At 67.1% G+C, this 23,995-nt stretch carries 21 protein-coding genes; 20 read left to right on the top strand and 1 reads right to left on the bottom strand.

The annotated features are described in order from the left end of the window. Positions 1 to 273 precede the first annotated feature (273 nt). The 6 genes from AC3WON_RS22690 to AC3WON_RS22665 all read left to right on the top strand — a co-directional run bounded on the left by AC3WON_RS22690 (position 274) and on the right by AC3WON_RS22665 (position 10,626). The gene (locus AC3WON_RS22690) at positions 274 to 834 is read left to right on the top strand and encodes a shikimate kinase (RefSeq protein ID WP_211982343.1); all 561 of its coding nucleotides are present in this window, start codon (positions 274 to 276) and stop codon (positions 832 to 834) included. Beyond that, positions 831 to 1,937, top strand: coding sequence for a 3-dehydroquinate synthase (gene aroB, locus AC3WON_RS22685; RefSeq protein ID WP_010812350.1), 1,107 nt, complete (start codon positions 831 to 833; stop codon positions 1,935 to 1,937). Before AC3WON_RS22690 ends, aroB begins: the two co-directional genes overlap by 4 nt. A gap of 48 nt (positions 1,938 to 1,985) precedes the next feature. After that, positions 1,986 to 3,122 carry a deoxyguanosinetriphosphate triphosphohydrolase gene (locus tag AC3WON_RS22680; protein WP_492352803.1) on the top strand — a complete coding sequence of 379 codons (1,137 nt, stop codon included), beginning with the start codon at positions 1,986 to 1,988 and terminating at the stop codon, positions 3,120 to 3,122. Positions 3,123 to 3,222: 100 nt separating this feature from the next. Next, positions 3,223 to 3,948 carry a transposase gene (locus AC3WON_RS22675; RefSeq protein ID WP_492320421.1) on the top strand — a complete coding sequence of 242 codons (726 nt, stop codon included), beginning with the start codon at positions 3,223 to 3,225 and terminating at the stop codon, positions 3,946 to 3,948. A 288-nt stretch (positions 3,949 to 4,236) separates the two neighbouring features. Then, positions 4,237 to 9,042: a glutamate synthase-related protein gene (locus AC3WON_RS22670; RefSeq protein WP_492352802.1), complete on the top strand. Its 4,806-nt coding sequence runs from the start codon at positions 4,237 to 4,239 to the stop codon at positions 9,040 to 9,042. 120 nt (positions 9,043 to 9,162) lie between these two features. Beyond that, positions 9,163 to 10,626 (top strand): glutamate synthase subunit beta, encoded by a 1,464-nt coding sequence (locus tag AC3WON_RS22665; protein WP_492352801.1) that lies wholly within the window; start codon positions 9,163 to 9,165, stop codon positions 10,624 to 10,626. Positions 10,627 to 10,702: 76 nt separating this feature from the next. Here the strand turns inward: AC3WON_RS22665 and AC3WON_RS22660 are convergent, their stop codons facing one another. Continuing rightward, positions 10,703 to 11,242 carry a GNAT family N-acetyltransferase gene (locus AC3WON_RS22660; RefSeq protein WP_492352800.1) on the bottom strand — a complete coding sequence of 180 codons (540 nt, stop codon included), beginning with the start codon at positions 11,240 to 11,242 and terminating at the stop codon, positions 10,703 to 10,705. A 225-nt stretch (positions 11,243 to 11,467) separates the two neighbouring features. Between AC3WON_RS22660 and AC3WON_RS22655 the strand changes: the two genes are divergently transcribed. From AC3WON_RS22655 to hisC, 14 genes are all read left to right on the top strand, one after another. After that, positions 11,468 to 12,556: a Bug family tripartite tricarboxylate transporter substrate binding protein gene (locus AC3WON_RS22655; protein ID WP_492320417.1), complete on the top strand. Its 1,089-nt coding sequence runs from the start codon at positions 11,468 to 11,470 to the stop codon at positions 12,554 to 12,556. A gap of 143 nt (positions 12,557 to 12,699) precedes the next feature. After that, the gene (locus AC3WON_RS22650) at positions 12,700 to 13,518 is read left to right on the top strand and encodes an ABC transporter ATP-binding protein (RefSeq protein WP_492320416.1); all 819 of its coding nucleotides are present in this window, start codon (positions 12,700 to 12,702) and stop codon (positions 13,516 to 13,518) included. After that, positions 13,515 to 14,294: a lipid asymmetry maintenance ABC transporter permease subunit MlaE gene (mlaE, locus tag AC3WON_RS22645; RefSeq protein ID WP_492320415.1), complete on the top strand. Its 780-nt coding sequence runs from the start codon at positions 13,515 to 13,517 to the stop codon at positions 14,292 to 14,294. The genes AC3WON_RS22650 and mlaE overlap by 4 nt, the downstream gene beginning before the upstream one ends. 63 nt (positions 14,295 to 14,357) lie before the next feature. Continuing rightward, positions 14,358 to 14,870: an outer membrane lipid asymmetry maintenance protein MlaD gene (gene mlaD, locus AC3WON_RS22640; RefSeq protein ID WP_492320414.1), complete on the top strand. Its 513-nt coding sequence runs from the start codon at positions 14,358 to 14,360 to the stop codon at positions 14,868 to 14,870. Continuing rightward, positions 14,867 to 15,850 carry an MlaA family lipoprotein gene (locus AC3WON_RS22635; RefSeq protein ID WP_492320413.1) on the top strand — a complete coding sequence of 328 codons (984 nt, stop codon included), beginning with the start codon at positions 14,867 to 14,869 and terminating at the stop codon, positions 15,848 to 15,850. The genes mlaD and AC3WON_RS22635 overlap by 4 nt, the downstream gene beginning before the upstream one ends. A 212-nt stretch (positions 15,851 to 16,062) precedes the next feature. Then, on the top strand, positions 16,063 to 16,692 hold the full coding sequence (locus AC3WON_RS22630; protein ID WP_492320412.1) for an MlaC/ttg2D family ABC transporter substrate-binding protein: 630 nt from the start codon (positions 16,063 to 16,065) through the stop codon (positions 16,690 to 16,692). A gap of 114 nt (positions 16,693 to 16,806) precedes the next feature. After that, positions 16,807 to 17,139 carry an STAS domain-containing protein gene (locus AC3WON_RS22625; RefSeq protein ID WP_492352805.1) on the top strand — a complete coding sequence of 111 codons (333 nt, stop codon included), beginning with the start codon at positions 16,807 to 16,809 and terminating at the stop codon, positions 17,137 to 17,139. 251 nt (positions 17,140 to 17,390) lie between these two features. Further along, on the top strand, positions 17,391 to 18,341 hold the full coding sequence (locus tag AC3WON_RS22620; RefSeq protein WP_010812337.1) for an ABC transporter ATP-binding protein: 951 nt from the start codon (positions 17,391 to 17,393) through the stop codon (positions 18,339 to 18,341). Continuing rightward, the gene (locus AC3WON_RS22615) at positions 18,338 to 19,159 is read left to right on the top strand and encodes an ABC transporter permease (protein WP_492352799.1); all 822 of its coding nucleotides are present in this window, start codon (positions 18,338 to 18,340) and stop codon (positions 19,157 to 19,159) included. The genes AC3WON_RS22620 and AC3WON_RS22615 overlap by 4 nt, the downstream gene beginning before the upstream one ends. A gap of 40 nt (positions 19,160 to 19,199) precedes the next feature. Beyond that, on the top strand, positions 19,200 to 19,448 hold the full coding sequence (locus AC3WON_RS22610) for a BolA family protein (protein WP_010812335.1): 249 nt from the start codon (positions 19,200 to 19,202) through the stop codon (positions 19,446 to 19,448). An 81-nt stretch (positions 19,449 to 19,529) separates the two neighbouring features. Beyond that, on the top strand, positions 19,530 to 20,780 hold the full coding sequence (gene murA / locus AC3WON_RS22605) for a UDP-N-acetylglucosamine 1-carboxyvinyltransferase (RefSeq protein ID WP_011616142.1): 1,251 nt from the start codon (positions 19,530 to 19,532) through the stop codon (positions 20,778 to 20,780). Between the two features lie 9 nt (positions 20,781 to 20,789). Further along, positions 20,790 to 21,464 carry an ATP phosphoribosyltransferase gene (gene hisG, locus AC3WON_RS22600; protein ID WP_010812333.1) on the top strand — a complete coding sequence of 225 codons (675 nt, stop codon included), beginning with the start codon at positions 20,790 to 20,792 and terminating at the stop codon, positions 21,462 to 21,464. A 39-nt stretch (positions 21,465 to 21,503) separates the two neighbouring features. After that, positions 21,504 to 22,844 (top strand): histidinol dehydrogenase, encoded by a 1,341-nt coding sequence (hisD, locus tag AC3WON_RS22595; protein ID WP_035826019.1) that lies wholly within the window; start codon positions 21,504 to 21,506, stop codon positions 22,842 to 22,844. 47 nt (positions 22,845 to 22,891) lie between these two features. Further along, the gene (gene hisC / locus AC3WON_RS22590; RefSeq protein ID WP_492320411.1) at positions 22,892 to 23,992 is read left to right on the top strand and encodes a histidinol-phosphate transaminase; all 1,101 of its coding nucleotides are present in this window, start codon (positions 22,892 to 22,894) and stop codon (positions 23,990 to 23,992) included. Positions 23,993 to 23,995 lie beyond the last annotated feature (3 nt).

Genomic DNA, 23,995 nt, shown 5'->3' with positions numbered 1-23,995 from the left:
CGCGCCGCGGGGGGCGGAGACGGCCCCGGGACGGGCCAGCCATGTGGGCCATGCCGCATTCGCCACTTGCCGGCCGCGCCACAACATAAGAAGATGATGCAGTTCCCAACCGGGGAGGACGGCCCGCATGCCGCGCTCCCGAACGACAGTCCAGTGACAGCCTCAGCGACAGGCCCGGCGGCACAGCGCCAGGCCCAGGATCGGCGCGATGCCGATCGATCTGACTCCGAGCGACCGGAATCCGATCGACCCAACCTCTTTTTCGTCGGCCTGATGGGCGCCGGCAAGACCACCGTGGGCCGCACGGTGGCGCGGCGCCTGCACTATCCGTTCTTCGATTCCGACCATGAACTGGAGGCGCACTGCGGCGTGCGCATCCCGGTGATCTTCGAGGTCGAGGGCGAAGCCGGCTTCCGCGACCGCGAGGCCGCGATGATCCGCGAGCTGGCCGCGCGCCAGGGCATTGTGCTGGCCACCGGCGGTGGCGCCGTGCTGCGCGCCGAGAACCGCGAGGTGCTGAAGGCCCGCGGCACGGTCGTGTACCTGCGCGCCAGCCCTCACGACCTGTGGCTGCGCACCCGCCACGACCGCAACCGGCCGCTGCTGCAGACCGAGGACCCCAAGGGCAAGCTCGAGGCGCTCTATGCCGAGCGCGACCCGCTCTACCGCGAGGTTGCCGACTTCATCATCGAAACCGGCAAGCCTTCGGTGGCGCAGCTTGCTAATATGGTGTTGATGCAACTTGAAATGGCCGGTTTCCCGATCGATCCCCCGCAGCCGGCCTCCGCGCCGCCGGAAGCGTCGGAGCCGCCGGCGCAGGACCCCAATCCATGATTACGCTTGAAGTCGACCTGGGCGAGCGCAGCTACCCCATCCATATCGGTACCGGCCTGCTGGACAACGCCGAACTGCTGCGCCCGCATGTACGCGGCCAGCACGCCGTCATCGTCACCAACGAAACCGTCGGCCCGCTCTACGCGGCGCGGGTGGAGGCGGCCCTGGCCGCGCTCGGCAAGACCGTGCGCACCGTCACGCTGCCCGACGGCGAAGCCTTCAAGCACTGGGAAACGCTGAACCGGATCTTCGACGCGCTGCTGCAGGCCGGCGCCGACCGCAAGACCACGCTGGTCGCGCTGGGCGGCGGCGTGGTGGGCGACATGACCGGGTTTGCCGCGGCCTGCTACATGCGCGGCGTGCCCTTCATCCAGATGCCGACCACGCTGCTGGCGCAGGTGGATTCGTCGGTGGGCGGCAAGACCGGCATCAACCACCCGCTCGGCAAGAACATGATCGGCGCGTTCCACCAGCCCAACGCGGTGATTGCCGACATCGACACGCTGCGCACGCTGCCCGCGCGCGAACTGGCCGCCGGCATGGCCGAGGTCATCAAGCACGGCGCCATCGCCGATGCCGAGTACTTCGGCTGGATCGAGCGCAATATCAAGCCGCTGAATGCCTGCGACCCGGACCTGATGGCGCTCGCCGTGCAGCGCTCCTGCGAGATCAAGGCCGGCGTGGTGGCCCAGGACGAGCGCGAGGGCGGCCTGCGCGCCATCCTCAATTTCGGCCACACCTTCGGCCATGCGATCGAGGCCGGCATGGGCTACGGCGCCTGGCTGCACGGCGAGGCCGTCGGCTGCGGCATGGTGATGGCCGCCGACCTGTCGCACCGGCTGGGCTTTATCGACACCGAGACCCGCGCCCGCATCCGTGAGCTGACGCAGGCCGCCAACCTGCCCGTGGTGGCGCCGGAACTCGGTGCCGACCGCTATATCGAACTGATGAAGGTCGACAAGAAGGCCGAGGCGGGCAGCATCAAGTTCATCCTGCTGAAGCAGCTCGGCGAAGCGTTCATCACCACCGTGCCGGACGCTGACCTGCGCGCCACGCTCGCGCACGCCGTGCTCAAACCACCCACCGAGGCCCCGGTCGCCTGACCGATCGGTTATGCCTCGCCACCCCGCCCCAGCCACCGGACGCGCCGCATGACCGACTTTGAAAGCCATCTCGCCCCTTACGCCGCCCGCTCTGCGCAGACGCGCGGGCGGGTGCATGCAGAACCCGCATCGCTGTCGCGCAGCGAATTCCAGCGCGACCGCGACCGGGTCATCCACAGCACGGCGTTCCGGCGGCTCGAGTACAAGACCCAGGTCTTCGTCAACCATGAAGGGGACCTGTTCCGCACCCGGCTGACCCACAGCCTGGAGGTGGCGCAGATCGCCCGCTCGATCGCGCGCAACCTGCGCCTCAATGAAGACCTGGTCGAGGCGATCTCGCTGGCGCACGACCTGGGGCACACCCCCTTTGGCCACGCCGGGCAGGATGCGCTCAATACCTGCATGAAGAACCACGGCGGCTTCGAGCACAACCTGCAGAGCCTGCTGGTGGTGGACGAGCTGGAAGAGCGCTACGGCGGCTTCAACGGGCTGAACCTGACCTTCGAGACGCGCGAGGGCATCCTCAAGCATTGCTCGCGGGTCAATGCCTCGGCGCTGGGTGAGCTGGGCCGGCGCTTCCTGGAGGGCACGCAGCCGTCGCTGGAGGCGCAGCTGGCCAACCTCGCCGACGAGATCGCCTACAACAACCACGATATCGACGACGGCTTGCGCTCGGGGCTGCTGACGCTGGAGCAGCTCGACGAGGTGCCGATGTGGGCCCGCCACCGCGCCGAGGTGGCCGAAGTCTTCCCTGGCGTCAACGGCCGGCGCGCCATCAACGAGACGGTCCGGCGCATGATCAATACGCTGATCGTCGACCTGATCGAGACCACCAGCAGCAATATCGCCGCGGCCAACCCGCGCAATATCGACGCGGTGCGCGCCGCCGGCCCGCTGGTCGGCTTCAGCCCGCAGATGCATGAAGAAGCAGCCGAACTCAAGCGCTTCCTGTTCCGGCACCTGTACCGGCACTACCTGGTGATGCGTATGTCGGCCAAGGCGCAGCGCATTGTCGGCGACCTGTTCCAGGCCTTCATGTCCGACCCGCGCCTGCTGCCGCCGCAGTACCAGGCCAGCCATGGCGGCGACCAGTCGCGTCTGATTGCCCACTACATCGCGGGCATGACCGACCGCTACGCGATCCGCGAGCACCACCGCATCTTCGCGGTCAGCGAAGGCAACTGACGGCCGCGTTCCGGCTGGCCGTCCAATCGGCGCGCCAGCCTGCCGCATAAGTGGGGACGGATCAGGCTATGATGCGGGCATCTATGCTCGCATGACTGTCATGGCACGCCTTCCCCGCTTTTCCCCCGCCGGTCTGCCCGCCCTGGTGTTGCAGCGCGGCAACAACCGCCAGCCCGTATTCCTGGGGCCGGACGACTACCTGCACTACCTCGACTGCCTGCGCATGGCCGCGCGCGAGCATGACCTTGCCATCCACGCCTACGCGCTGCGGCCCAACCACGTTCACCTGGTGGCCACGCCCAAGGAGTCAGACTCGCTGAGCCTGACCATGCAGGCGGTGGGGCGGCGCTATGCGCGCTACTTCAACCGGGTGGCCAGCCGCACCGGCACGCTGTGGGAAGGGCGCTTCCGTTCCGCGGTGTTCGACCCGGCCCGGTGGATGCTGCCGGCGATGCTCTATGTCGAGGGCAACGCGCTGCGCGCGGGCGAGGTGAGCGCGCCCGAGGGCGACCGCTGGAGCAGCTACCACCATCACGCCGGCATCGAGGCCAGCCCGTTTGTGAGCGACCACTCCGCGTACTGGGAGCTGGGCAATACGCCGTTCGAGCGCCAGTCGAATTACCGGATGCTGAGCGCCGAGGGCCTGTCGGGCAAGACCCTGGAGACCCTGCGCGCCCATGCCCACAGCGGCTGGCCGCTTGGCGACGAAGCGTTCCTGGCCCAATTGGAGCGGCACGCAACCCGGCGCGTGCAACCGCTGCCGAAAGGGCGCCCCAAAAAGGTGCAAACGGCACCGGTGGATGTGCCAGAGCCGTCGCATAATTAATATGTCCCCATTTAAATGGATCACCGAAACGGTGCGTAACTTAATGTGATCCGACCCCATTTAAAAATTTTGCGAGGCGAACGCGATTCCCATATAGTTGCTCCACCCACAGTCATTGTGCGGCGCGTCACGCTCGTGTACGCCGCTGCGGCCCGCTGACAGCTTCGTCCCCATTTTCCGTCCCGCCGGTTTCCGGTTTGGGTGGAGGAATAAAGAAAACGAGAAAGCGCGCGGTCCCCGTTCCGGTACGCCCAGCCAGTTCGCGCAGCCTTCACCGGAATTCAGCCCGTGGACCAAACGAAAAATCTTTCGGCCCAAGCTCAGGCACAAGCGCAGACCAGCGAGTCTTCCCACGCCATTGACCTGCGCCCGCAAGCGCAGGGCATGTACGATCCCAGCAACGAGCATGACGCCTGCGGCGTCGGCATGGTCGCGCATATCAAGGGCAAGAAGTCCCACGAGATCATCTCGCAGGGCCTGAAGATCCTGGAGAACCTGGACCACCGGGGTGCGGTCGGCGCCGATGCGCTGATGGGCGACGGTGCCGGCATCCTGATCCAGATCCCGGACCAGTTCTACCGCGAGGAAATGGCCGCGCAGGGCGTGAGCCTGCCGCCCGCCGGCGAATACGGCGTGGGCATGATCTTCCTGCCGAAGGAACACGCCTCGCGCCTGGCCTGCGAGCAGGAACTGGAGCGCACGGTCCGCCTGGAAGGCCAGGTCGTGCTGGGCTGGCGCGACGTGCCGGTCGACGCCAAGATGCCGATGTCGCCGACGGTGCGCACCACCGAGCCGGTGATCCGCCAGATCTTCATCGGGCGCGGCCGCGACATCATGACCACGGACGCGCTGGAACGTAAGCTCTACGTCATCCGCAAGACCGCCAGCCACGCCATCCAGGCGCTCAAGCTCAAGCACGGCAAGGAATACTTCGTGCCGTCGATGTCGGCCCGCACCGTGGTGTACAAGGGCCTGCTGCTGGCCAACCAGGTTGGCGAGTACTACCTGGACCTGCTGGACCAGCGCGCCGTCTCGGCCCTGGCCCTGGTGCACCAGCGCTTCTCGACCAACACCTTCCCGGCCTGGGAACTGGCCCACCCGTACCGCATGGTCGCCCACAACGGCGAAATCAACACGGTCAAGGGCAACGTCAACTGGATCAACGCGCGCACCGGCGCGATCTCGTCGCCGGTGCTCGGCGACGACCTGCCCAAGCTGTGGCCGCTGATCTACCCGGGCCAGTCCGACACCGCATCGTTCGACAACTGCCTCGAACTGCTGACGATGGCCGGCTACCCGCTCGTCCACGCGATGATGATGATGATCCCGGAAGCCTGGGAACAGCACACGCTGATGGACGACAACCGCCGCGCCTTCTACGAGTACCACGCCGCCATGATGGAGCCGTGGGACGGCCCGGCCGCGATCTGCTTCACCGATGGCCGCCAGATCGGCGCCACGCTGGACCGCAACGGCCTGCGCCCGGCACGTTTCTACGTGACCGAGGACGACATCGTGGTGCTGGCTTCGGAAGCCGGCGTGCTGCCGTTCCCCGAGTCGCGCATCGTTGAGAAGTGGCGCCTGCAGCCGGGCAAGATGTTCCTGATCGACATGGAGCAGGGCCGCATCATCGACGACAAGGAACTCAAGGACAACCTGGCCAACGCCAAGCCGTACAAGAGCTGGATCGACGCCGTGCGCATCAAGCTGGACGAGCTCGACGCCAAGCCGGAAGACGTTGCCGCCGAGAAGAAGCCCGTGGCCAAGCTGCTGGACCGCCAGCAGGCCTTCGGCTACACCCAGGAAGACGTCAAGTTCCTGATGGCGCCGATGGCGCTGGCCGGCGAGGAAGCCACCGGCTCGATGGGCAACGACTCGCCGCTGGCCATCCTGTCGTCCAAGAACAAGACGCTGTACCACTACTTCAAGCAGCTGTTTGCCCAGGTCACCAACCCGCCGATCGACCCGATCCGCGAGAACATGGTGATGTCGCTGGTGTCGTTCATCGGCCCGAAGCCGAACCTGCTGGAGCTGAACAACATCAACCCGCCGATGCGCCTCGAAGTGTCCCAGCCGGTGCTGGACTTCAAGGACATCGCCAAGATCCGCAACATCGAGCACTACACCGGCGGCAAGTTCCGTTCGTACGAGCTGAACATCTGCTACCCGAAGGCCTGGGGCAAGGAAGGCATCGAAGCGCGCCTGGCCTCGCTGTGCGCCGAAGCCGTGGATGCGGTGCGTTCGGGCTTCAACATCCTGATCGTGTCGGACCGCCGCGTGGATGCCGAGCATGTCGCGATTCCCGCGCTGCTGGCCACGTCCGCCATCCACCACCACCTGGTGGAGAAGGGCCTGCGCACGTCCACCGGCCTGGTGGTCGAGACCGGCACCGCCCGTGAAGTGCACCACTTCGCGCTGCTGGCCGGCTATGGCGCCGAAGCCGTGCATCCGTACCTGGCGATGGAAACGCTGGCCGAAATGGCCCAGGGCCTGTCCGGCGACCTGTCGCCCGAGAAGGCCGTCAAGAACTTCGTCAAGGCGATCGGCAAGGGCCTGTTCAAGGTGATGTCCAAGATGGGCATCTCCACCTACATGTCGTACACCGGCGCGCAGATCTTCGAAGCCATCGGCCTGTCGCGCGAACTGGTGCAGAAGTACTTCCATGGCACCCCGTCGAACGTCGAGGGCATCGGCATCTTCGAGGTGGCCGAGGAAGCCCTGCGCCTGCACCGCGACGCCTTTGGCGACAACCCGGTGCTGGAAAGCATGCTCGACGCCGGCGGCGAATACGCCTTCCGCATCCGCGGCGAAGAGCATATGTGGACCCCGGACTCGGTCGCCAAGCTGCAGCACTCGGTGCGCGCCGACGACGGCAAGGGCGCCTACCAGACGTACAAGGAATACGCCAACATCATCAACGACCAGAGCAAGCGCCACATGACGCTGCGTGGCCTGTTCGAGTTCAAGGTCGATCCGGCCAAGGCGATTCCGCTGGAAGAGGTGGAGTCGGCCAAGGAGATCGTCAAGCGCTTCGCCACCGGTGCGATGTCGCTCGGCTCGATCTCGACCGAAGCCCACACCACGCTGGCGCTGGCGATGAACCGCATCGGCGGCAAGTCCAACACCGGCGAAGGCGGCGAGGACGAGAAGCGCTACCGCAACGAGCTGCGCGGCATCCCCATCAAGCAGGGCGATACCCTCAAGGGCCTGCTGGGCGACAACGTGATCGAACGCGACCTGGAGCTGCAGGAAGGCGATTCGCTGCGCTCGAAGATCAAGCAGGTGGCGTCGGGCCGTTTCGGCGTGACCGCCGAATACCTGGCTTCGGCCGACCAGATCCAGATCAAGATGGCGCAGGGCGCCAAGCCCGGCGAAGGCGGCCAGCTGCCCGGCCACAAGGTCTCGGACTACATCGGCAAGCTGCGTTACTCGGTGCCGGGCGTGGGCCTGATCTCGCCGCCCCCGCACCATGACATCTATTCGATCGAGGATCTGGCACAGCTGATCCACGACCTGAAGAATGTCAACCCAGTGTCGGACATCTCGGTCAAGCTGGTGTCCGAAGTCGGCGTCGGCACGGTGGCCGCGGGCGTGGCCAAGGCCAAGGCCGACCACGTCGTGATCGCCGGCCATGATGGCGGCACCGGCGCTTCGCCGTGGTCGTCGATCAAGCACGCCGGCACGCCGTGGGAGCTGGGCCTGGCCGAAACGCAGCAGACCCTGCTGCTCAACGGTCTGCGCAACCGCATCCGCGTGCAGGCCGACGGCCAGATGAAGACCGGCCGCGACGTCGTCATCGGCGCGCTGCTGGGGGCCGACGAATTCGGCTTCGCCACGGCGCCGCTGGTGGCCGAGGGCTGCATCATGATGCGCAAGTGCCACCTGAACACCTGCCCGGTGGGCGTGGCCACGCAGGATCCGCAGCTGCGCAAGAAGTTCCAGGGCAAGCCGGAACACGTGGTCAACTTCTTCTTCTTCGTGGCAGAAGAGGCCCGCGAGATCATGGCCCAGCTGGGCATCCGCAAGTTCGACGAGCTGGTCGGCCGCGCCGACCTGCTCGACACCAAGCCCGGCATCGAGCACTGGAAGGCGCGCGGCCTGGACTTCGGCCGCATCTTCCACCAGGTGTCGCTGGGCGCGGACGTGCCGCTGTACCACACCGACGTGCAGGACCACGGCCTGTCGGCCGAGGCCGGCAAGGCGCTGGACCACGTGCTGATCGCCAAGGCCCGCCCGGCGATCGAGAAGGGCGAGCGGGTCTCGTTCATCCAGCCGGTGAAGAACGTCAACCGTACCGTCGGCGCGATGCTGTCGGGCGTGGTGGCGCGCCAGCATGGCCACGAAGGCCTGCCGGACGACACCATCCACATCCAGCTGCAAGGCACCGCCGGCCAGTCGTTCGGCGCGTTCCTGGCGCACGGCATCACGCTGGACCTGGTGGGCGACGGCAACGACTATGTCGGCAAGGGCCTGTCGGGCGGCCGCGTGATCGTGCGCGCTCCGCATGAGTTCCGCGGCGACCCGACCCGCAACATCATCGTCGGCAACACCGTGCTGTACGGTGCCATCGCCGGTGAAGCGTTCTTCAACGGCGTGGCCGGCGAGCGCTTCGCGGTGCGCAACTCGGGTGCGGTGGCAGTGGTGGAAGGTACCGGCGACCACGGTTGCGAGTACATGACTGGCGGCACGGTGGTGGTGCTGGGCGGCACCGGACGCAACTTCGCGGCCGGCATGTCGGGCGGCGTGGCCTACGTCTACGACGAGGACGGCCTGTTCGACAAGCGCTGCAACACCTCGATGGTGGCGCTGGAAGCGGTGCTGGCCTCGGCCGACCAGGAGAAGGGCCAGCCCGAGGCTTCGTGGCACAAGGTCGACGGCAAGCGCGTGCTGGATGAAGTCATCCTGCGCAACCTGATCGAGCAGCATTTCCGCTACACCGGTTCCGAGCGCGCCAAGGCGCTGCTGGCCGACTGGACCACGGCACGCCGCAAGTTCGTCAAGGTCTTCCCGACCGAGTACAAGCGCGCGCTGGGCGAGATGTACGCCAAGGAACAGGCCGCCCGCGACAGCGACCGCGAAGCCATCGCGGCCTGAGCGAGCGCAACGCAACCACGCAGAGGGGCCGCGGCAGCCGCCGCGGCCCTGACAAGATTCTGACCCCACCGCAGGGCTGGCGACGCCGCCGGTCCCGCGCAGCATGACCAAGGACGCAACATGGGTAAGGCGACTGGCTTTCTCGAATTTCCGCGCCAGAACGAAGGCTACGAACCGGTAGTCAAGCGCGTGAAGCACTACAAGGAATTCGTGTTCGCGCTGTCCGACAGCGAAGCGAAGATCCAGGGTGCGCGCTGCATGGACTGCGGCATCCCGTTCTGCAACAACGGCTGCCCGGTCAACAACATCATTCCCGACTTCAACGACCTGGTGTACCGCCAGGACTGGAAGTCGGCGATCGAGGTGCTGCACCAGACCAACAACTTCCCCGAGTTCACCGGCCGCATCTGCCCCGCACCATGCGAGGCCGCCTGCACGCTGGGCATCAATGAACTGCCGGTGGGGATCAAGTCGATCGAGCACGCCATCATCGACAAGGCCTGGGAAGAGGGCTGGGTCAGGCCGCAGCTGCCGCGCCACAAGACCGGCAAGACCGTGGCCGTGGTCGGCTCCGGCCCCGCTGGCATGGCTGTCGCGCAGCAGCTGGCACGCGCCGGCCATGACGTGACCGTGTTCGAGAAGAACGACCGCATCGGCGGCCTGCTGCGCTACGGCATCCCCGACTTCAAGATGGAGAAGACGCTGATCGACCGCCGCATCGAGCAGATGCAGGCCGAAGGCGTGACCTTTCGTCCGGGCGTGATGGTGACCGACGGCGAACTGCCGGCCGGCATCAAGAACTACGCCCGTGAAACCATCTCGGCCCAGGCCCTGATGGACCAGTTCGACGCCGTGGTGCTGGCAGGCGGCTCGGAAGTGCCGCGCGACCTGCCGGTGCCGGGCCGCGACCTGGCCGGCATCCACTTCGCGCTGGAATTCCTGATCCCGCAGAACAAGGAAGTGGCCGGCGACGGCGAAAACGAGATCCGCGCCGAGGGCAAGAACGTGATCGTGATCGGTGGCGGCGATACCGGCTCCGACTGCGTGGGTACATCCAACCGCCATGGCGCCACCTCGGTGACGCAGTTTGAACTGCTGCCGCAGCCGCCGGAAGAAGAGGACAAGCCGCTGGTGTGGCCGTACTGGCCGATCAAGCTGCGCACCTCGTCGTCGCACGATGAAGGCTGCGAGCGCGACTGGTCGGTCGCCACCAAGGAATTCATCGGCGAAAACGGCAAGGTCACCGCACTGAAGGCCTGCCGCGTCGAATGGAAGGATGGCCGCATGCAGGAAGTCGAAGGCAGCGAGTTCATCCTGCCGGCCGACCTGGTGCTGCTGGCGATGGGCTTCACCAACCCGGTGGGTTCGATGCTGGAAGCGTTTGGCGTGGATACCGATGCGCGCAAGAACGCCAAGGCCTCGACCGAGGGCGAGCGTGCTTACCACACCAACGTGCCCAAGGTGTTCGCCGCCGGCGACGTGCGCCGTGGCCAGTCGCTGGTGGTGTGGGCGATCCGCGAAGGCCGTCAGGCCGCGCGTTCGGTCGATGCCTTCCTGATGGGCCACACCGAACTGCCGCGCTGATTCACCCCGGCAGGAACAAAAAGCCCGCCTGGCGCAAGCCGGCGGGCTTTTTGTCGTCCTCGCGCCGGCGCAGCGCTCAGTCGGCCAGCGTGCACTCCATCAGCACCGCACTGGCGCCGTAGCTGGCCAGCTTGGCCGCATGGGCGGCGGCCGTGTGGGCCGCCACCGGGGCATACCCGAGCCTGCGCCACCACGGCGCGGCCGACTGCACCGCGATCAGCCGCGAACGCCGCAGCCCCGCCGCGCGCGCGGCCGCCTGTGCCGCGGCGTACAGGCGCGGCGCCAGGCCCGCGCCGCGTCCGGCGGGCGCCACCGCCATGTCGTGCACGAACCAGGTGAGGGCGTCCGGCCCGGCGCCATGGCGCCAGCCATGGTCGAGCAGGCCGTCCAGCGGCGGCAGGGTGGCTTCGGGCCAGGCGTGGGTAAAGAGGTAGGCGGCGAGCGCGCCGGGATGTCCGGGATCGTCCGCGACCCAGCAGGTGGCGGGGGACAGCGCCAGCCGGCTTGCCAGCGCGGCCTGGCTCTCCAGCAGGACTTCGGTATAGCAGCTGGCTTGTACCGCCAGCACGGCCGGCAGGTCGGCTGTGACCATCGGCCGCACGGTGAAAATCGTCATCGGCCGATTATAGCCGGCGAGGTCCGTGCATCCATGCCCGCCATGGCGCGTTTGGCAAGGCCTGGCGGGGCCTTCAGGGTTCTCCCGGCTATGGTTTACGTGCCTGTGGTGCCCTGAGCAATGTCCTTACAATTTTCAAAAAACAACTAACGGAAACTGCCTCGCAAATCCTTTTTCCCCAGAACCAGCTTGCCGCCTCCTCAGGGGACCGGCCGGAGGAAATTGATGCCCGAAGTGCGCAATTTGTCGCGGCTTTGGCGAGGTAAAGCGAAGTTCGCGCCGCGCCCCCCACTGGGCGCAGTCCGGCGCTGGCTCCGGTCTTTCCTGTGCCTGTATGCCCTGGGGTGTGCCACGCTGGCGCTTGCGGTGCCAGCCATGCCGGCGCATGCGGGGACCCAGCAGCTCGCCCGCAGCATGTCGTTCCCCGACCGCCCGATGCGCCTGATCGTGCCATTCCCGGCCGGCGGCGTTGCCGATGCGGTGGCGCGCATGCTGGCCGAGCGCCTCTCCGTGCGGCTGGGCGTGCCGGTGGAGGTCGACAACCGACCTGGCGCCGCCGGCACCATCGCCGGCGACGTGGTCGCCAAGGCCAGCTCCGATGGCCACACCCTGTTGTTGCACCAGGCCAATATGCTGATCCAGCCCGGACTGGAGCCGGTGCCGTACGACGTCGTGCGCGATTTCACGCCGGTTGCGCGCGTGGCCACCACGCCGCTGTTCCTGGTGATCGATGCCCGGCTGCCCATGCGCACGCCGGAGCAATGGATGACCGCGGTCAGGTCGAACCCGGGCTCCTACAGCTATGGCTACGGCCAGCCGGGCAGCCCCTCCCACCTGTACGCCGAGTACGCCGTGCGCGGCATCCGCAGCGGCGTGCCGCTGGTCACCGCCAAGGGTGAGGCCGCCGTGGTCCAGGAGATGCTGGCCGGCCGCGTCAGTGCCTGTTTCTGTTCGTTTGCCGCGGTCCAGGGCCAGGTCAGGAGCGGCGGGCTGCGCCTGCTCGGGGTGACGGGCGTGGCCCGCTCGCCGCTGGCGCCGCTGGTGCCGACGTTGCAGGAGTCGGGGCTGGAAGGCTATGCCGCGGCCGCCTGGTTTGGCGTGATGGCGCCGGCCAAGACCCCGCGCGCGATCGTCGCCAGGCTGGCGGTCGAGCTCGACGCGGTCATGTCCGAGCGCGAGGTGCGTTCGCGCCTGCAGGCGGCGGGGGTCACGCCGCTGCGCGATTCGCCGGAGGCGTTTGCCACCGCGATCCGCTCGGAATCTATCCAATGGCAGGTGATCCTGAAGGACGTCTCGCCGATACAGGAGCCTTGAGCAGCAAAGGGATGGGCAGGTTTGGGGGGCTAGGGCAAGTCTGGGAGGCTCCCCCGACGGGGGCATGTGGCGCGGGGCACACGGGCGCCAGCAGGGCTAGGTAGTACACCTTATAATGCGCGACTGTCCTGACCGGTGCCAACGTGACCGATTCTGCTCAAAACCTCGTCGAACTGACTGCGGTGGACTTCGCCTATGCGGACCACGGCAAGCCGATCCTGTCCGGCCTGACCATGCAATTCCCGCGTGGCAAGGTGATTGCGGTGATGGGCGGCTCGGGTTGCGGCAAGACCACGGTGCTGCGGCTGATCGGCGGCCAGGTCCGTCCGCAGGCAGGCACGGTCAGCTTTGCCGGCACCGATATCCACACGCTGGATACCCGCGGCCTGTACACGGTGCGCCGCCAGATGGGCATGCTGTTCCAGTTCGGCGCACTGTTTACCGATCTGTCGGTGTTCGACAATGTGGCGTTCCCGCTGCGCGAGCACACCGACCTGCCCGACTCGATGATCCGCGATCTGGTGCTGATGAAGCTCAACGCGGTCGGCCTGCGCGGCGCGCGCGACCTGATGCCGGCGCAGATCTCGGGCGGCATGGCGCGGCGCGTGGCGCTGGCGCGCGCGATTGCGCTGGACCCGGCGCTGCTGATGTATGACGAGCCCTTTGCCGGGCTGGACCCGATCTCGCTCGGACTGACCGCGCGCCTGATCCGCAGCCTGAACGACGCGCTGGGCGCCACCACGATCATCGTCTCGCACGACGTGCACGAGACCTTCCAGATCGCCGACTACGTCTATTTCATTGCCGACGGCCGCATCGTCGCGCAGGGCGAGCCCGAGGCGCTGCGTGCCTCCACCGACCCGTTCGTGCACCAGTTCGTCCATGCCGAGGCCGACGGCCCGGTGCCGTTCCACTACGCCGGACCTTCGCTGGCCGAGGATTTCGCCGGAGGAGCGCGGTGACGGACTTCTTTACCACCATCGGCGCGGCCGTGCGCCGCAGCGTGTCGGGGCTGGGCCGCGCCACGCGCATGTTCCTGACGCTGCTGGGCCTGTCGCCGACGCTGCTGCGCCGCTTCCGCCTGGTGACCGACCAGGTCTTCTTTGTCGGCAACCTGTCGCTGGTGATCATCGCGGTGTCGGGCCTGTTCGTCGGCTTCGTGCTTGGCCTGCAGGGCTACTACACGCTGAACCGCTACGGGTCCGAGCAGGCGCTTGGGCTGCTGGTGGCGTTGTCGCTGGTGCGCGAGCTGGGCCCGGTGGTGACCGCGCTGCTGTTCGCCGGCCGCGCCGGCACCTCGCTGACTGCCGAGATCGGCCTGATGAAGGCGGGCGAGCAGCTGACGGCCATGGAAATGATGGCGGTGAACCCGCTGCAGCGCGTGATCGCGCCGCGCTTCTGGGCAGGCGTGATCGCCATGCCGGTGCTGGCGGCGATCTTCAGCGCGGTCGGCATCCTGGGCGGCTACGTGGTGGGCGTGCAGTTGATCGGCGTTGACGCCGGCGCCTTCTGGTCGCAGATGCAGGGCGGCGTCGATGTGCGCGCCGACGTGCTCAATGGCGTGATCAAGAGCTTTATCTTTGGCATTGCCGTGACGTTTATTGCCCTGTACCAGGGCTTCGAGGCCAAGCCCACGCCGGAAGGCGTCTCGCGCGCGACCACCCGCACCGTGGTGATTGCGTCGCTGGCCGTGCTGGGGCTGGATTTCCTGCTGACCGCGCTAATGTTCAGCAACTGACGCGGGCCATACCAACGACAAGACAGCGACAAGAACACTACGGGGTTGAAGAAAGAGATTCCAATGAAAAAGAACGCACTCGATTTCTGGGTGGGGCTGTTCGTGGCGGCGGGGTTCGTCGCCGTGCTGTTCCTGGCCCTCAAGGCGGGGAACATGAGCGCCTTTTCCTTCCAGGACACCTACAGCGTGCAGGCGCGCTTTGACAACATCGGCGGGCTCAAGCCGCGCGCGCCGGTCAAGAGCGCGGGCGTGGTGGTCGGCCGCGTGGCGGCGATCCGCTTCGACGACAAGACCTACCAGGCCACCGTCGAGATGAGCCTGGAGAAGCGCTACCAGTTCCCCAAGGACACCTCGGCCAAGATCCTGACATCCGGATTGCTCGGCGAGCAGTACATCGGCCTTGAAGCCGGCGGCGACGCCGCCATGCTGGCCGAAGGCGCGCGCATCACCATGACGCAGTCGGCCGTGGTGCTGGAAAACCTGATCGGACAGTTCCTGTACAACAAGGCGGCAGATGCCGGCGGCGGTGCGCCGGCCGGTGCCAGCGCGCCGGCGCCGGCAGGGGACCTCAAATGAGCGTTGCGCCATCGTTCTGCAAGGGCCTGGCCGCAGTCGCTGCCGCGGCCGTGCTCGCCGGTTGCGCCACGGGCCCCACCGCCAATCCGAAAGACCCGCTTGAGCCGTTCAATCGCGAAATCTCGAAGATCAACGAAGACTTCGACAAGGGCATCCTGCGCCCGGTGGCCCAGGTCTATGCCGACTACATGCCCACGCCGGTGCAGCGCGCGGTGGAGAACTTCTTCTCCAACGTGAGCGATGTCTACTCGGCGGCGAACAACCTGCTGCAGGGCAAGCCCACCCGCGCCGCCGAGGACACCATGCGGGTGGCCATGAACACCGTGCTGGGGATCGGCGGCCTGATCGACATCGCCACCCCGGCCGGCCTGCCCAAGTACAAGGAAGACTTCGGCCAGACGCTGGGCGTGTGGGGCGTGCCGCCCGGGCCGTACCTGGTGCTGCCGCTGTTCGGGCCGAGCACCGTGCGCGACACCGGCGGCATGCTGGTGGACCGCAGTTTCGACCCGTCGGCCTATCTCTATCCGGTATCGCTGCGCAATTCGCTGACCGGCGTGCGCATCGTTGCCGGCCGGGCGCAGCTGCTCGGCGCCAGCAACCTGCTGGAGCAGGCGGCGCTGGACAAGTACTCGTTCCTGCGCGATTCCTACCTGCAGCGGCGCCAGTACCTGGTCTACGACGGCAACCCGCCTGACGGCGACGAAGATGCAGACAGCGCCCCGGAGACCCCGGCGGCGCGCCCTGAAGCCCCTGCCGGGACCGAAGGTGAAACGCCCGCGACGCCCGCCACGCCGGCTGCGCCGTCGCAGCCTGCAGCACAGGCGCCCGCCGCGCCGCCGGCCGACGCCTCGGCCCCGGCCGCCACCCCGGCGCAGCCTGCGCAGACGCCCTCGGGCGACCTGCAGCCTGAGAGCCAGAGCTTGCCGATACCGCCCATGGATCCGATGCAGCGGATCATGCCGGGGGTGCGTATCCGCTGACCCTGCGCGGCGCGGGCGGCTCCAGGGTCCGCGCCAGGCTGTGAATGCCCTGTGAGGGCTGAAACAATTTGTTTGTAAGTAGCGGGAAAGGCGCTTGCTGGTGCAACCACCGCCCCGCGCTTATGTTCCAATCTCCGCAAGGCCGCGCGCCAGCCTGGCGCCTGGCCAGTTCGCCCTCGGCGAAGAACGTCTTTGATAAAGAAGGAAAATCCATGATAAAGCGACTGTTGGTCCCCTTCCTTACGGTAGTTGCCTTCGCAGGCACGGCGCATGCCCAGGTGGCGGCCCAGGACGCGGCCACCCCGGATGGGCTGGTCAAGGCCGTGGTCAACGACGTGATGACCACCGTCAGGGCCGACAAGGACATGCAGGCCGGCAATATCGCCAAGATCACCGCGCTGGTCGAACAGAAGATCATCCCCAACGCCAACTTCCAGAAGACCACGCAGATCGCCATGGGCCGCAACTGGTCCAAGGCCACGCCCGAGCAGCAGAAGCAGATCACCGAGGAATTCAAGACCCTGCTGATCCGCACCTATGCCGGCGCCATTGCCCAGATCCGCGACCAGACCGTGCAGTACCGCCCGTACCGCGGCACGGCTGACGATACCGATGCCACCATCCGCACCCAGGTCGTCAACAAGGGCGAGCCGATCCAGATGGACTACCGCCTGGAAAAGACCGCCCAGGGCTGGAAGGTCTATGACATCAACGTGCTGGGCGCCTGGCTGACCGAAGCCTACAAGGGCAGCTTCAATACCATCGTCGGCCAGCAGGGCGTCGAGGGCGTGATCAAGACGCTGCAGGACCGCAACCGCCAGCTGGCCAGCGCCAAGAGCTGAGGCGCCTGCCCAACGGTGCGCCGCTGCAATGCAGCACGGCGCACCGATCTGCTCTACAATGGCCGCTCGCGGCACAGACTCCCGCCCGACGTGCGGGAGTCGTCGTTTTTGCCACTGTATTCAAGCTACCGATCCCCAGGCCACGCATCCATGCTCTCGCTAGGTACCTCGCTGACCAACCAGAACGCCGCCGCCGTGCTGCGTGACGGGCTGGCGCGCCTGGCGCAGGGCGAGGTGCAGGTCGACTGCACCGGCCTGGCGCAGGTGGATTCCTCCGCGGTCGCCGTGCTGCTGGCATGGAACCGCGCCGCCGCCGCGCGCAAGCAGGCGCTGTCGCTGCGCGGCGTGCCGCCGCAGCTGTCGCAACTGGCCAGCCTGTACGGCGTGGACGGTCTGCTGGGCCTGGCCCCCGCGGCCGCAGCGCAGGGGCACCACCACCGACATTGATCCGGCATCGCCGGTCGCCAGCACGGCGGCCGCCCGCGATGCCGCGGCGACGGCCCTGCGCGGTCGCCGAGCCCCTGGGGGCGGATCAAGCGGGACCATCCCCGCATCCCCTATAATTCCGGGTTGTTCGCCCATCCCCCCGCCTGCTACCGGTTCATGCCATGCCGGGCCAGGAAGTCCGGGCACGCAGTTGCTCCCCAATTCCCGGCGGCCGGCCCCAAAAATGCCGAACCCGCCACAAACAATCGGCCATGAAAGCCATTGAAATCCACGACGTTCGCAAGCGCTACCGCAACCTGCAGGCGCTCAAGGGCGTCAGCTTCACCGTCGAACGCGGCGAATTCTTCGGCCTGCTCGGGCCCAACGGCGCCGGCAAGACCACGCTGATCTCGATCCTCGCCGGCCTGAACCGCGCCGATTCCGGCCGCGTCAGTGTGCTTGGCCACGATGTCGTTGCCGACTACCGGATGGCCCGGCGTATGCTGGGCGTGGTGCCGCAGGAGCTGGTGTTCGATCCGTTCTTCACGGTGCGCGAGACGCTGCGGCTGCAGTCGGGCTACTTTGGCCTGACCCGCAACGACGACTGGATCGACGAGATCATGGCCAACCTGGACCTGACCGGGAAAGCCGACGCCAATATGCGCCAGCTCTCGGGCGGCATGAAGCGGCGCGTGCTGGTGGCGCAGGCGCTGGTGCACCGCCCGCCGGTGATCGTGCTGGACGAGCCCACTGCCGGTGTGGACGTGGAACTGCGCCAGACGCTGTGGAAATTCATCTCGCGCCTGAACCGGGAAGGGCACACCATCATCCTGACCACGCACTACCTGGAAGAGGCCGAGGCCCTGTGCGACCGCATTGCCATGCTCAAGTTCGGCGAGGTGGTGACGCTGGACCGCACCAGCAACCTGCTGACGCAGTTTGCCGGCCTGCAGCTGGTGCTGACCTTTGCGCGCGGCGTCCTGCCGCCGGCGCTGGAGCCGCTGCGCATGCCGGCCAACCCCGGCGAGCGCGCGGTGCGCCTGCGATTGTCGGGCTACCAGGCGGTTGAACCGATCCTGGCCGCCTGCCGCGAAGCGGGCTGTGACATCGAAAACATGGAAATCAACAAGGCCGACCTCGAGGACGTATTTGTGCAGATCATGCGCCGCGAGGGGCATATGCCCGGTGCGCTGCCCGATCCGGCGATGGAGGCCGTGGCATGAAGCAGCCTGGCGATATCGAGGTCCTGGACGACACCGGCCTCGGGCCGATGGCCGTGGGCGGCCTGGTGGGTTTCCGCACCCTGCTGTACAAGGAAGTGCTGCGTTTCTGGAAGGTGAGCTTCCAGACCGTGGCCGCGCCGGTGCTGACCGCGGTGCTGTACCTGCTGATCTTCGGCCATGTGCTGGAAGACCGGGTCAAGGTCTATGACCAGATCAGCTACACCGCCTTCCTGGTGCCCGGCCTGGTGATGATGAGCGTGCTGCAGAACGCGTTTGCCAACAGCTCGTCATCGCTGATCCAGTCCAAGATCACCGGCAACCTGGTGTTCGTGCTGCTGCCGCCCTTGTCGCACTGGGAAATGTTCGGCGCCTATGTGGTGGCCTCGGTGATCCGCGGGCTGACCGTGGGCCTGGGCGTGCTGCTGGTGACGGCGTGGTTTGCCAACCTGCATTTTGCCAATGTGGGCTGGATCCTCGTCTTTGCGCTGCTGGGTGCGGGCATCCTAGGCACGCTGGGCCTGATCGCCGGCATCTGGGCCGAGAAATTCGACCAGCTGGCCGCGTTCCAGAACTTCCTGATCATGCCGGCGACCTTCCTGTCCGGCGTGTTCTATTCGATCCATTCGCTGCCCGCCTTCTGGCAGGCGGTGTCCCATGCCAATCCGTTCTTCTACATGATCGACGGTTTCCGCCATGGCTTCTTCGGCGTCTCGGACGTGTCGCCGCTGTTCAGCCTGGCGGTGGTCGGATCGGCGTTCGTGGTGCTGGCCGCGCTGGCGCTGCGCTTGCTGAAGTCCGGATACAAGCTGCGCCACTGAACTGTGGCCGGCCATACTGAATCACGCTGAAGAGAACCCCATGCTGCCTACACCGGAACAAGTCAGGGATTACATTGCCCAAGGACTGCCCTGCGAACATCTGCAAGTCGAGGGCGATGGCCAGCACTTCTTTGCCACCATCGTCAGCGCCGAATTTGAAGGCAAGCGGCTGATCCAGCGCCACCAGCGCGTCTACGCCGCGCTGGGCGACCGCATGCGTGCCGAGATCCACGCGCTGTCGATGAAGACGCTGACGCCTGCCGAGTGGCAGGCGGGCGAAGGCAAGTAAGCCCCGCCAATATGCGCCGCGCCACCCGCGCGGCCCCAGAACCATGACGCCGGGCGCGTGCCCGGCTCCAGACGACAGAACATGGACAAATTCCAGATCCACGGCAATGGCCCGCTGAAGGGCGAAATCCGCGTGTCGGGCGCCAAGAACGCAGCCCTGCCGATCCTGTGCGCGGGCCTGCTGACGGCGGATACCGTTTCGCTGGACAACGTGCCTAACCTGCAGGACGTGCGCACCACCCTCAAGCTGCTGCGCCAGATGGGCATGCAGGCCGAGCTGGATGGCGCCCGCGTGACCCTGAACGGCGCCGACGTCAACGTGCTCGAGGCCCCGTACGAGCTGGTCAAGACCATGCGCGCCTCGATCCTGGTGCTGGGCCCGCTGGTGGCCCGCTTCGGCGAGGCCCGCGTGTCGCTGCCCGGCGGCTGCGGCATCGGCGCGCGCCCGGTCGACCAGCACATCAAGGGCCTGCAGGCGATGGGCGCCGAGATCACCATCGAACACGGCTTTATCCATGCGCGGGCCAAGCGCCTGAAGGGCGCGCGCGTGGTCACCGACATGATCACCGTGACCGGCACCGAGAACCTGCTGATGGCCGCCACGCTGGCCGAAGGCGAGACCGTGCTGGAAAACGCCGCGCGCGAGCCCGAGGTGACCGACCTGGCCCAACTGCTGGTCAAGATGGGCGCGAAGATCGAAGGCATCGGCACCGACCGCCTGGTAGTGCAGGGCGTGGAGCGCCTGCATGGCGCCAGCCACAGCGTGATCGCCGACCGCATCGAGGCCGGTACCTTCCTGTGCGCCGCCGCCGCGACGCTGGGCGACCTGGTGCTGCGCGGCGTACAGCCGGACATCCTCGACACCGTGCTCGACAAGCTGCGCGAAGCCGGCGCAAAACTCGAGACCGGCGCCGACTGGATCCGCCTGGCCATGCCCCAACGCGCGAAGGCCGTGAGTTTCCGCACCTCGGAATACCCGGCCTTCCCGACCGATATGCAGGCGCAGTTCATGGCGCTCAATGCCGTGGCCGAAGGCACCGCGCGCGTGACCGAGACCATCTTCGAAAACCGCTTCATGCACGTGCAGGAACTGAACCGCCTGGGCGCCGACATCGCGGTCGAAGGCAATACCGCGGTGGTCAACGGCGTGCCGCGCCTGTCGGGCGCCAACGTGATGGCGACCGACCTGCGCGCCTCGGCCAGCCTGGTGATCGCCGGCCTGGTGGCCGATGGCGAGACCGTGATCGACCGCATCTACCACCTGGACCGCGGCTACGACCGCATGGAAGACAAGCTGTCGGCAGTGGGCGCGAAGATCCGCCGCATTGCCTGAGGAAGTCCGATGAGCCCCACTTTCAACGCATCGCCCAACCAGCTGACGCTGGCGCTGTCCAAGGGCCGCATCTTCACCGAGACGCTGCCGCTCTTGGAAGCCGCCGGCATCCGCGTCACCGAGGACCCCGAGACCTCGCGCAAGCTGATCCTGCCGACCTCCGACCCGGCCGTGCGCGTGGTGATCGTGCGCGCCTCGGACGTGCCGACCTACGTCCAGTATGGCGCCGCCGATTTCGGCGTGGCCGGCAAGGACGTGCTGATGGAAAGCGGCATGGCCGGCCTGTACGCGCCGATCGACCTGAACATCGCGCGCTGCCGCATGTCGGTGGCGGTGCCGGCCGGGTTTGACTATGCCAACGCGGTGCGCCAGGGCGCGCGCCTGGCCGTGGCCACCAAGTATGTGCAGACCGCGCGCGAGCATTTTGCGAAAAAGGGCGTTCACGTCGACCTGATCAAGCTGTACGGTTCGATGGAGCTGGGCCCGCTGGTGGGCCTGTCCGACGCCATCGTCGACCTGGTCAGCACTGGCAGCACGCTGCGCGCCAACAACCTGGTTGAAGTCGAAGAGATCGTGCAGATCTCGTCGCGGCTGGTGGTGAACCAGGCCGCGCTCAAACTCAAGCGCGAGCGGCTTGCGCCGATTCTCGACGCATTCGAACGGGCTTCGGCGGCGCTGGCGTAAGGCCACACCAGGCCCGCGCCGACTGAGAGGAAAGTAGTCATGAACGCAACCGAAATGGAAAACCTGCCGATCCGCCGGCTCGATTCCAGCAAGCCTGGCTTTGCCGAGGCGCTGCGCCAGGTGCTGGCCTTCGAGGCTGGCGAGGACGAGGCCATCGATCGCGCCGCGGCGCAGATCCTGGCTGACGTGAAGGCGCGCGGGGATGCCGCGGTGCTGGAATACACCAAGCGCTTCGACCGCGTGGAAGCGTCGTCGATGGGCGCGCTGGAGGTGTCGCAGCAGCAGCTCGAAGCCGCGCTCGAAGACCTCGAGCCCAAGCGCCGCGCCGCGCTGGAGGCCGCCGCCGCGCGCGTGCGCGCCTACCACGAGAAGCAGAAGATCGAATGCGGCAGCCACAGCTGGGAATACACCGAGGCCGACGGCACCATGCTCGGCCAGAAGGTGACGCCGCTGGACCGCGTCGGCATCTATGTGCCGGGCGGCAAGGCCGCGTATCCGTCGTCGGTGCTGATGAACGCAATCCCGGCGCGCGTGGCGGGCGTGAAGGAAATCATCATGGTCGTGCCCACGCCGGGCGGCGTGCGCAATGAGCTGGTGCTGGCCGCCGCGCAGATCGCCGGCGTGGACCGCGTGTTCACCATCGGCGGTGCCCAGGCGATTGGCGCGCTGGCCTACGGCACGGCGACGCTGCCGCAGGTCGACAAGATCGTCGGCCCGGGCAATGCCTATGTGGCCGCGGCCAAGCGGCGCGTATTCGGCACCGTCGGCATCGACATGATTGCCGGCCCGTCCGAGATCCTGGTGATCTGCGACGGCACCACCGACCCCGACTGGGTGGCGATGGACCTGTTCTCGCAGGCCGAGCACGACGAACTGGCGCAGTCGATCCTGCTGTGCCCGGACGCCGGCTATATCGCCCGCGTCGAAGCCAGCATCCAGCGCCAGCTCGGCACCATGCCGCGGCGCGAGGTGATTGCCGCCTCGATCTCCGGCCGTGGCGCGCTGATCAAGGTTCGCGACATGGAAGAGGCCTGCGAGATCGCCAACGCGATCGCGCCCGAGCACCTGGAGATCTCCGCCGAGAACCCGCGCCAGTGGAGCGAGAAGATCCGCCACGCCGGCGCCATCTTCCTGGGCCCCTATACCAGCGAGTCGCTCGGCGATTACTGCGCAGGCCCGAACCACGTGCTGCCGACCTCGCGCACCGCGCGCTTCTCTTCGCCGCTGGGCGTCTATGACTTCCAGAAGCGTTCGAGCCTGATCGAAGTGAGCGAGGGCGGGGCGCAGATGCTCGGCCAGATCGCCGCCGAGCTGGCCTATGGCGAAGGCCTGCAGGCCCACGCCCGCAGCGCGGAATATCGGTTCACCAAACGCAGTTGATCTACTGACCCACGCTGCCTGATAACGCAGCCAACTTTGGAGTTCCCATGTCAGCCGTAGAGCCCTCCCTGATCGAACGCATCATCCGTGACGACGTGCGCGCCATGGGCGCCTACCACGTGCCGGATTCGCACGGTCTGGTCAAGCTCGACGCGATGGAGAACCCGTACCGGCTGCCTCCCGATCTGCGCCGCGAACTGGCCGAGCGCCTGGGCGAGGTCGCGCTGAACCGCTACCCCGTGCCCAGCAGCGAAGCGCTGCGCGCCAAGCTGAAGACTGTGATGCAGGTGCCCGCCGGCATGGACGTGCTGCTTGGCAACGGCTCCGACGAGATCATCAGCATGCTGGCGCTGGCCGCGGCCAGGCCCGGCGCCAAGGTGATGGCGCCGGTGCCGGGCTTCGTCATGTACGCAATGTCGGCGCAGTTCGCCGGCCTGCAGTTCGTCGGCGTGCCGCTGCGCGCGGACTTCACGCTCGACCGCGCCGCCATGCTGGCGGCGATGGCCGAGCACCAGCCCGCCATCATCTACCTGGCGTACCCGAACAACCCCACCGGCAACCTGTTCGATGCCGCCGACATGGAGGGCATCGTCCGCGCCGCCCAGGGCGAGGTCTGCAACAGCCTGGTGGTGGTCGACGAGGCCTACCAGCCGTTCGCGCAGCACAGCTGGATGCCGCGCCTGACGGAATTCGGCAACCTGCTGGTGATGCGCACCGTGTCCAAGCTGGGCCTGGCCGGCATCCGCCTGGGCTACTTGGCCGGCGCGCCCGAATGGCTGTCGCAGCTGGACAAGGTGCGCCCGCCGTACAACGTCAACGTGCTGACCGAAGCCGCCGCGCTGTTCGCGCTGGAGCACGTGTCGGTGCTGGACGAACAGGCCGCCCAGCTGCGCGACGAACGCACCTGCGTGGCCGAAGGCATGGCCGCGCATGCGGGCGTGACGGTGTTCCCCAGCGCCGCCAATTTCCTGCTCGCGCGCGTGCCGGATGCCGCACAGACGTTCGACCGGCTGCTGGCCCGCAAGGTATTGATCAAGAACGTGAGTAAAATGCACCCGTTGCTGGCCAATTGTCTGCGCGTCACGGTCAGCACCCCCGAAGAAAACGCGCAGTTCCTTGAGGCATTCGCAGCGTCGCTGCAGGATTAACAC

It is taken from the genome of Cupriavidus sp. FW305-46, from assembly GCF_058787075.1.
Note: the sequence above shows the minus strand (reverse complement) of the source record. Positions and strands in the feature narration are given on the sequence as shown.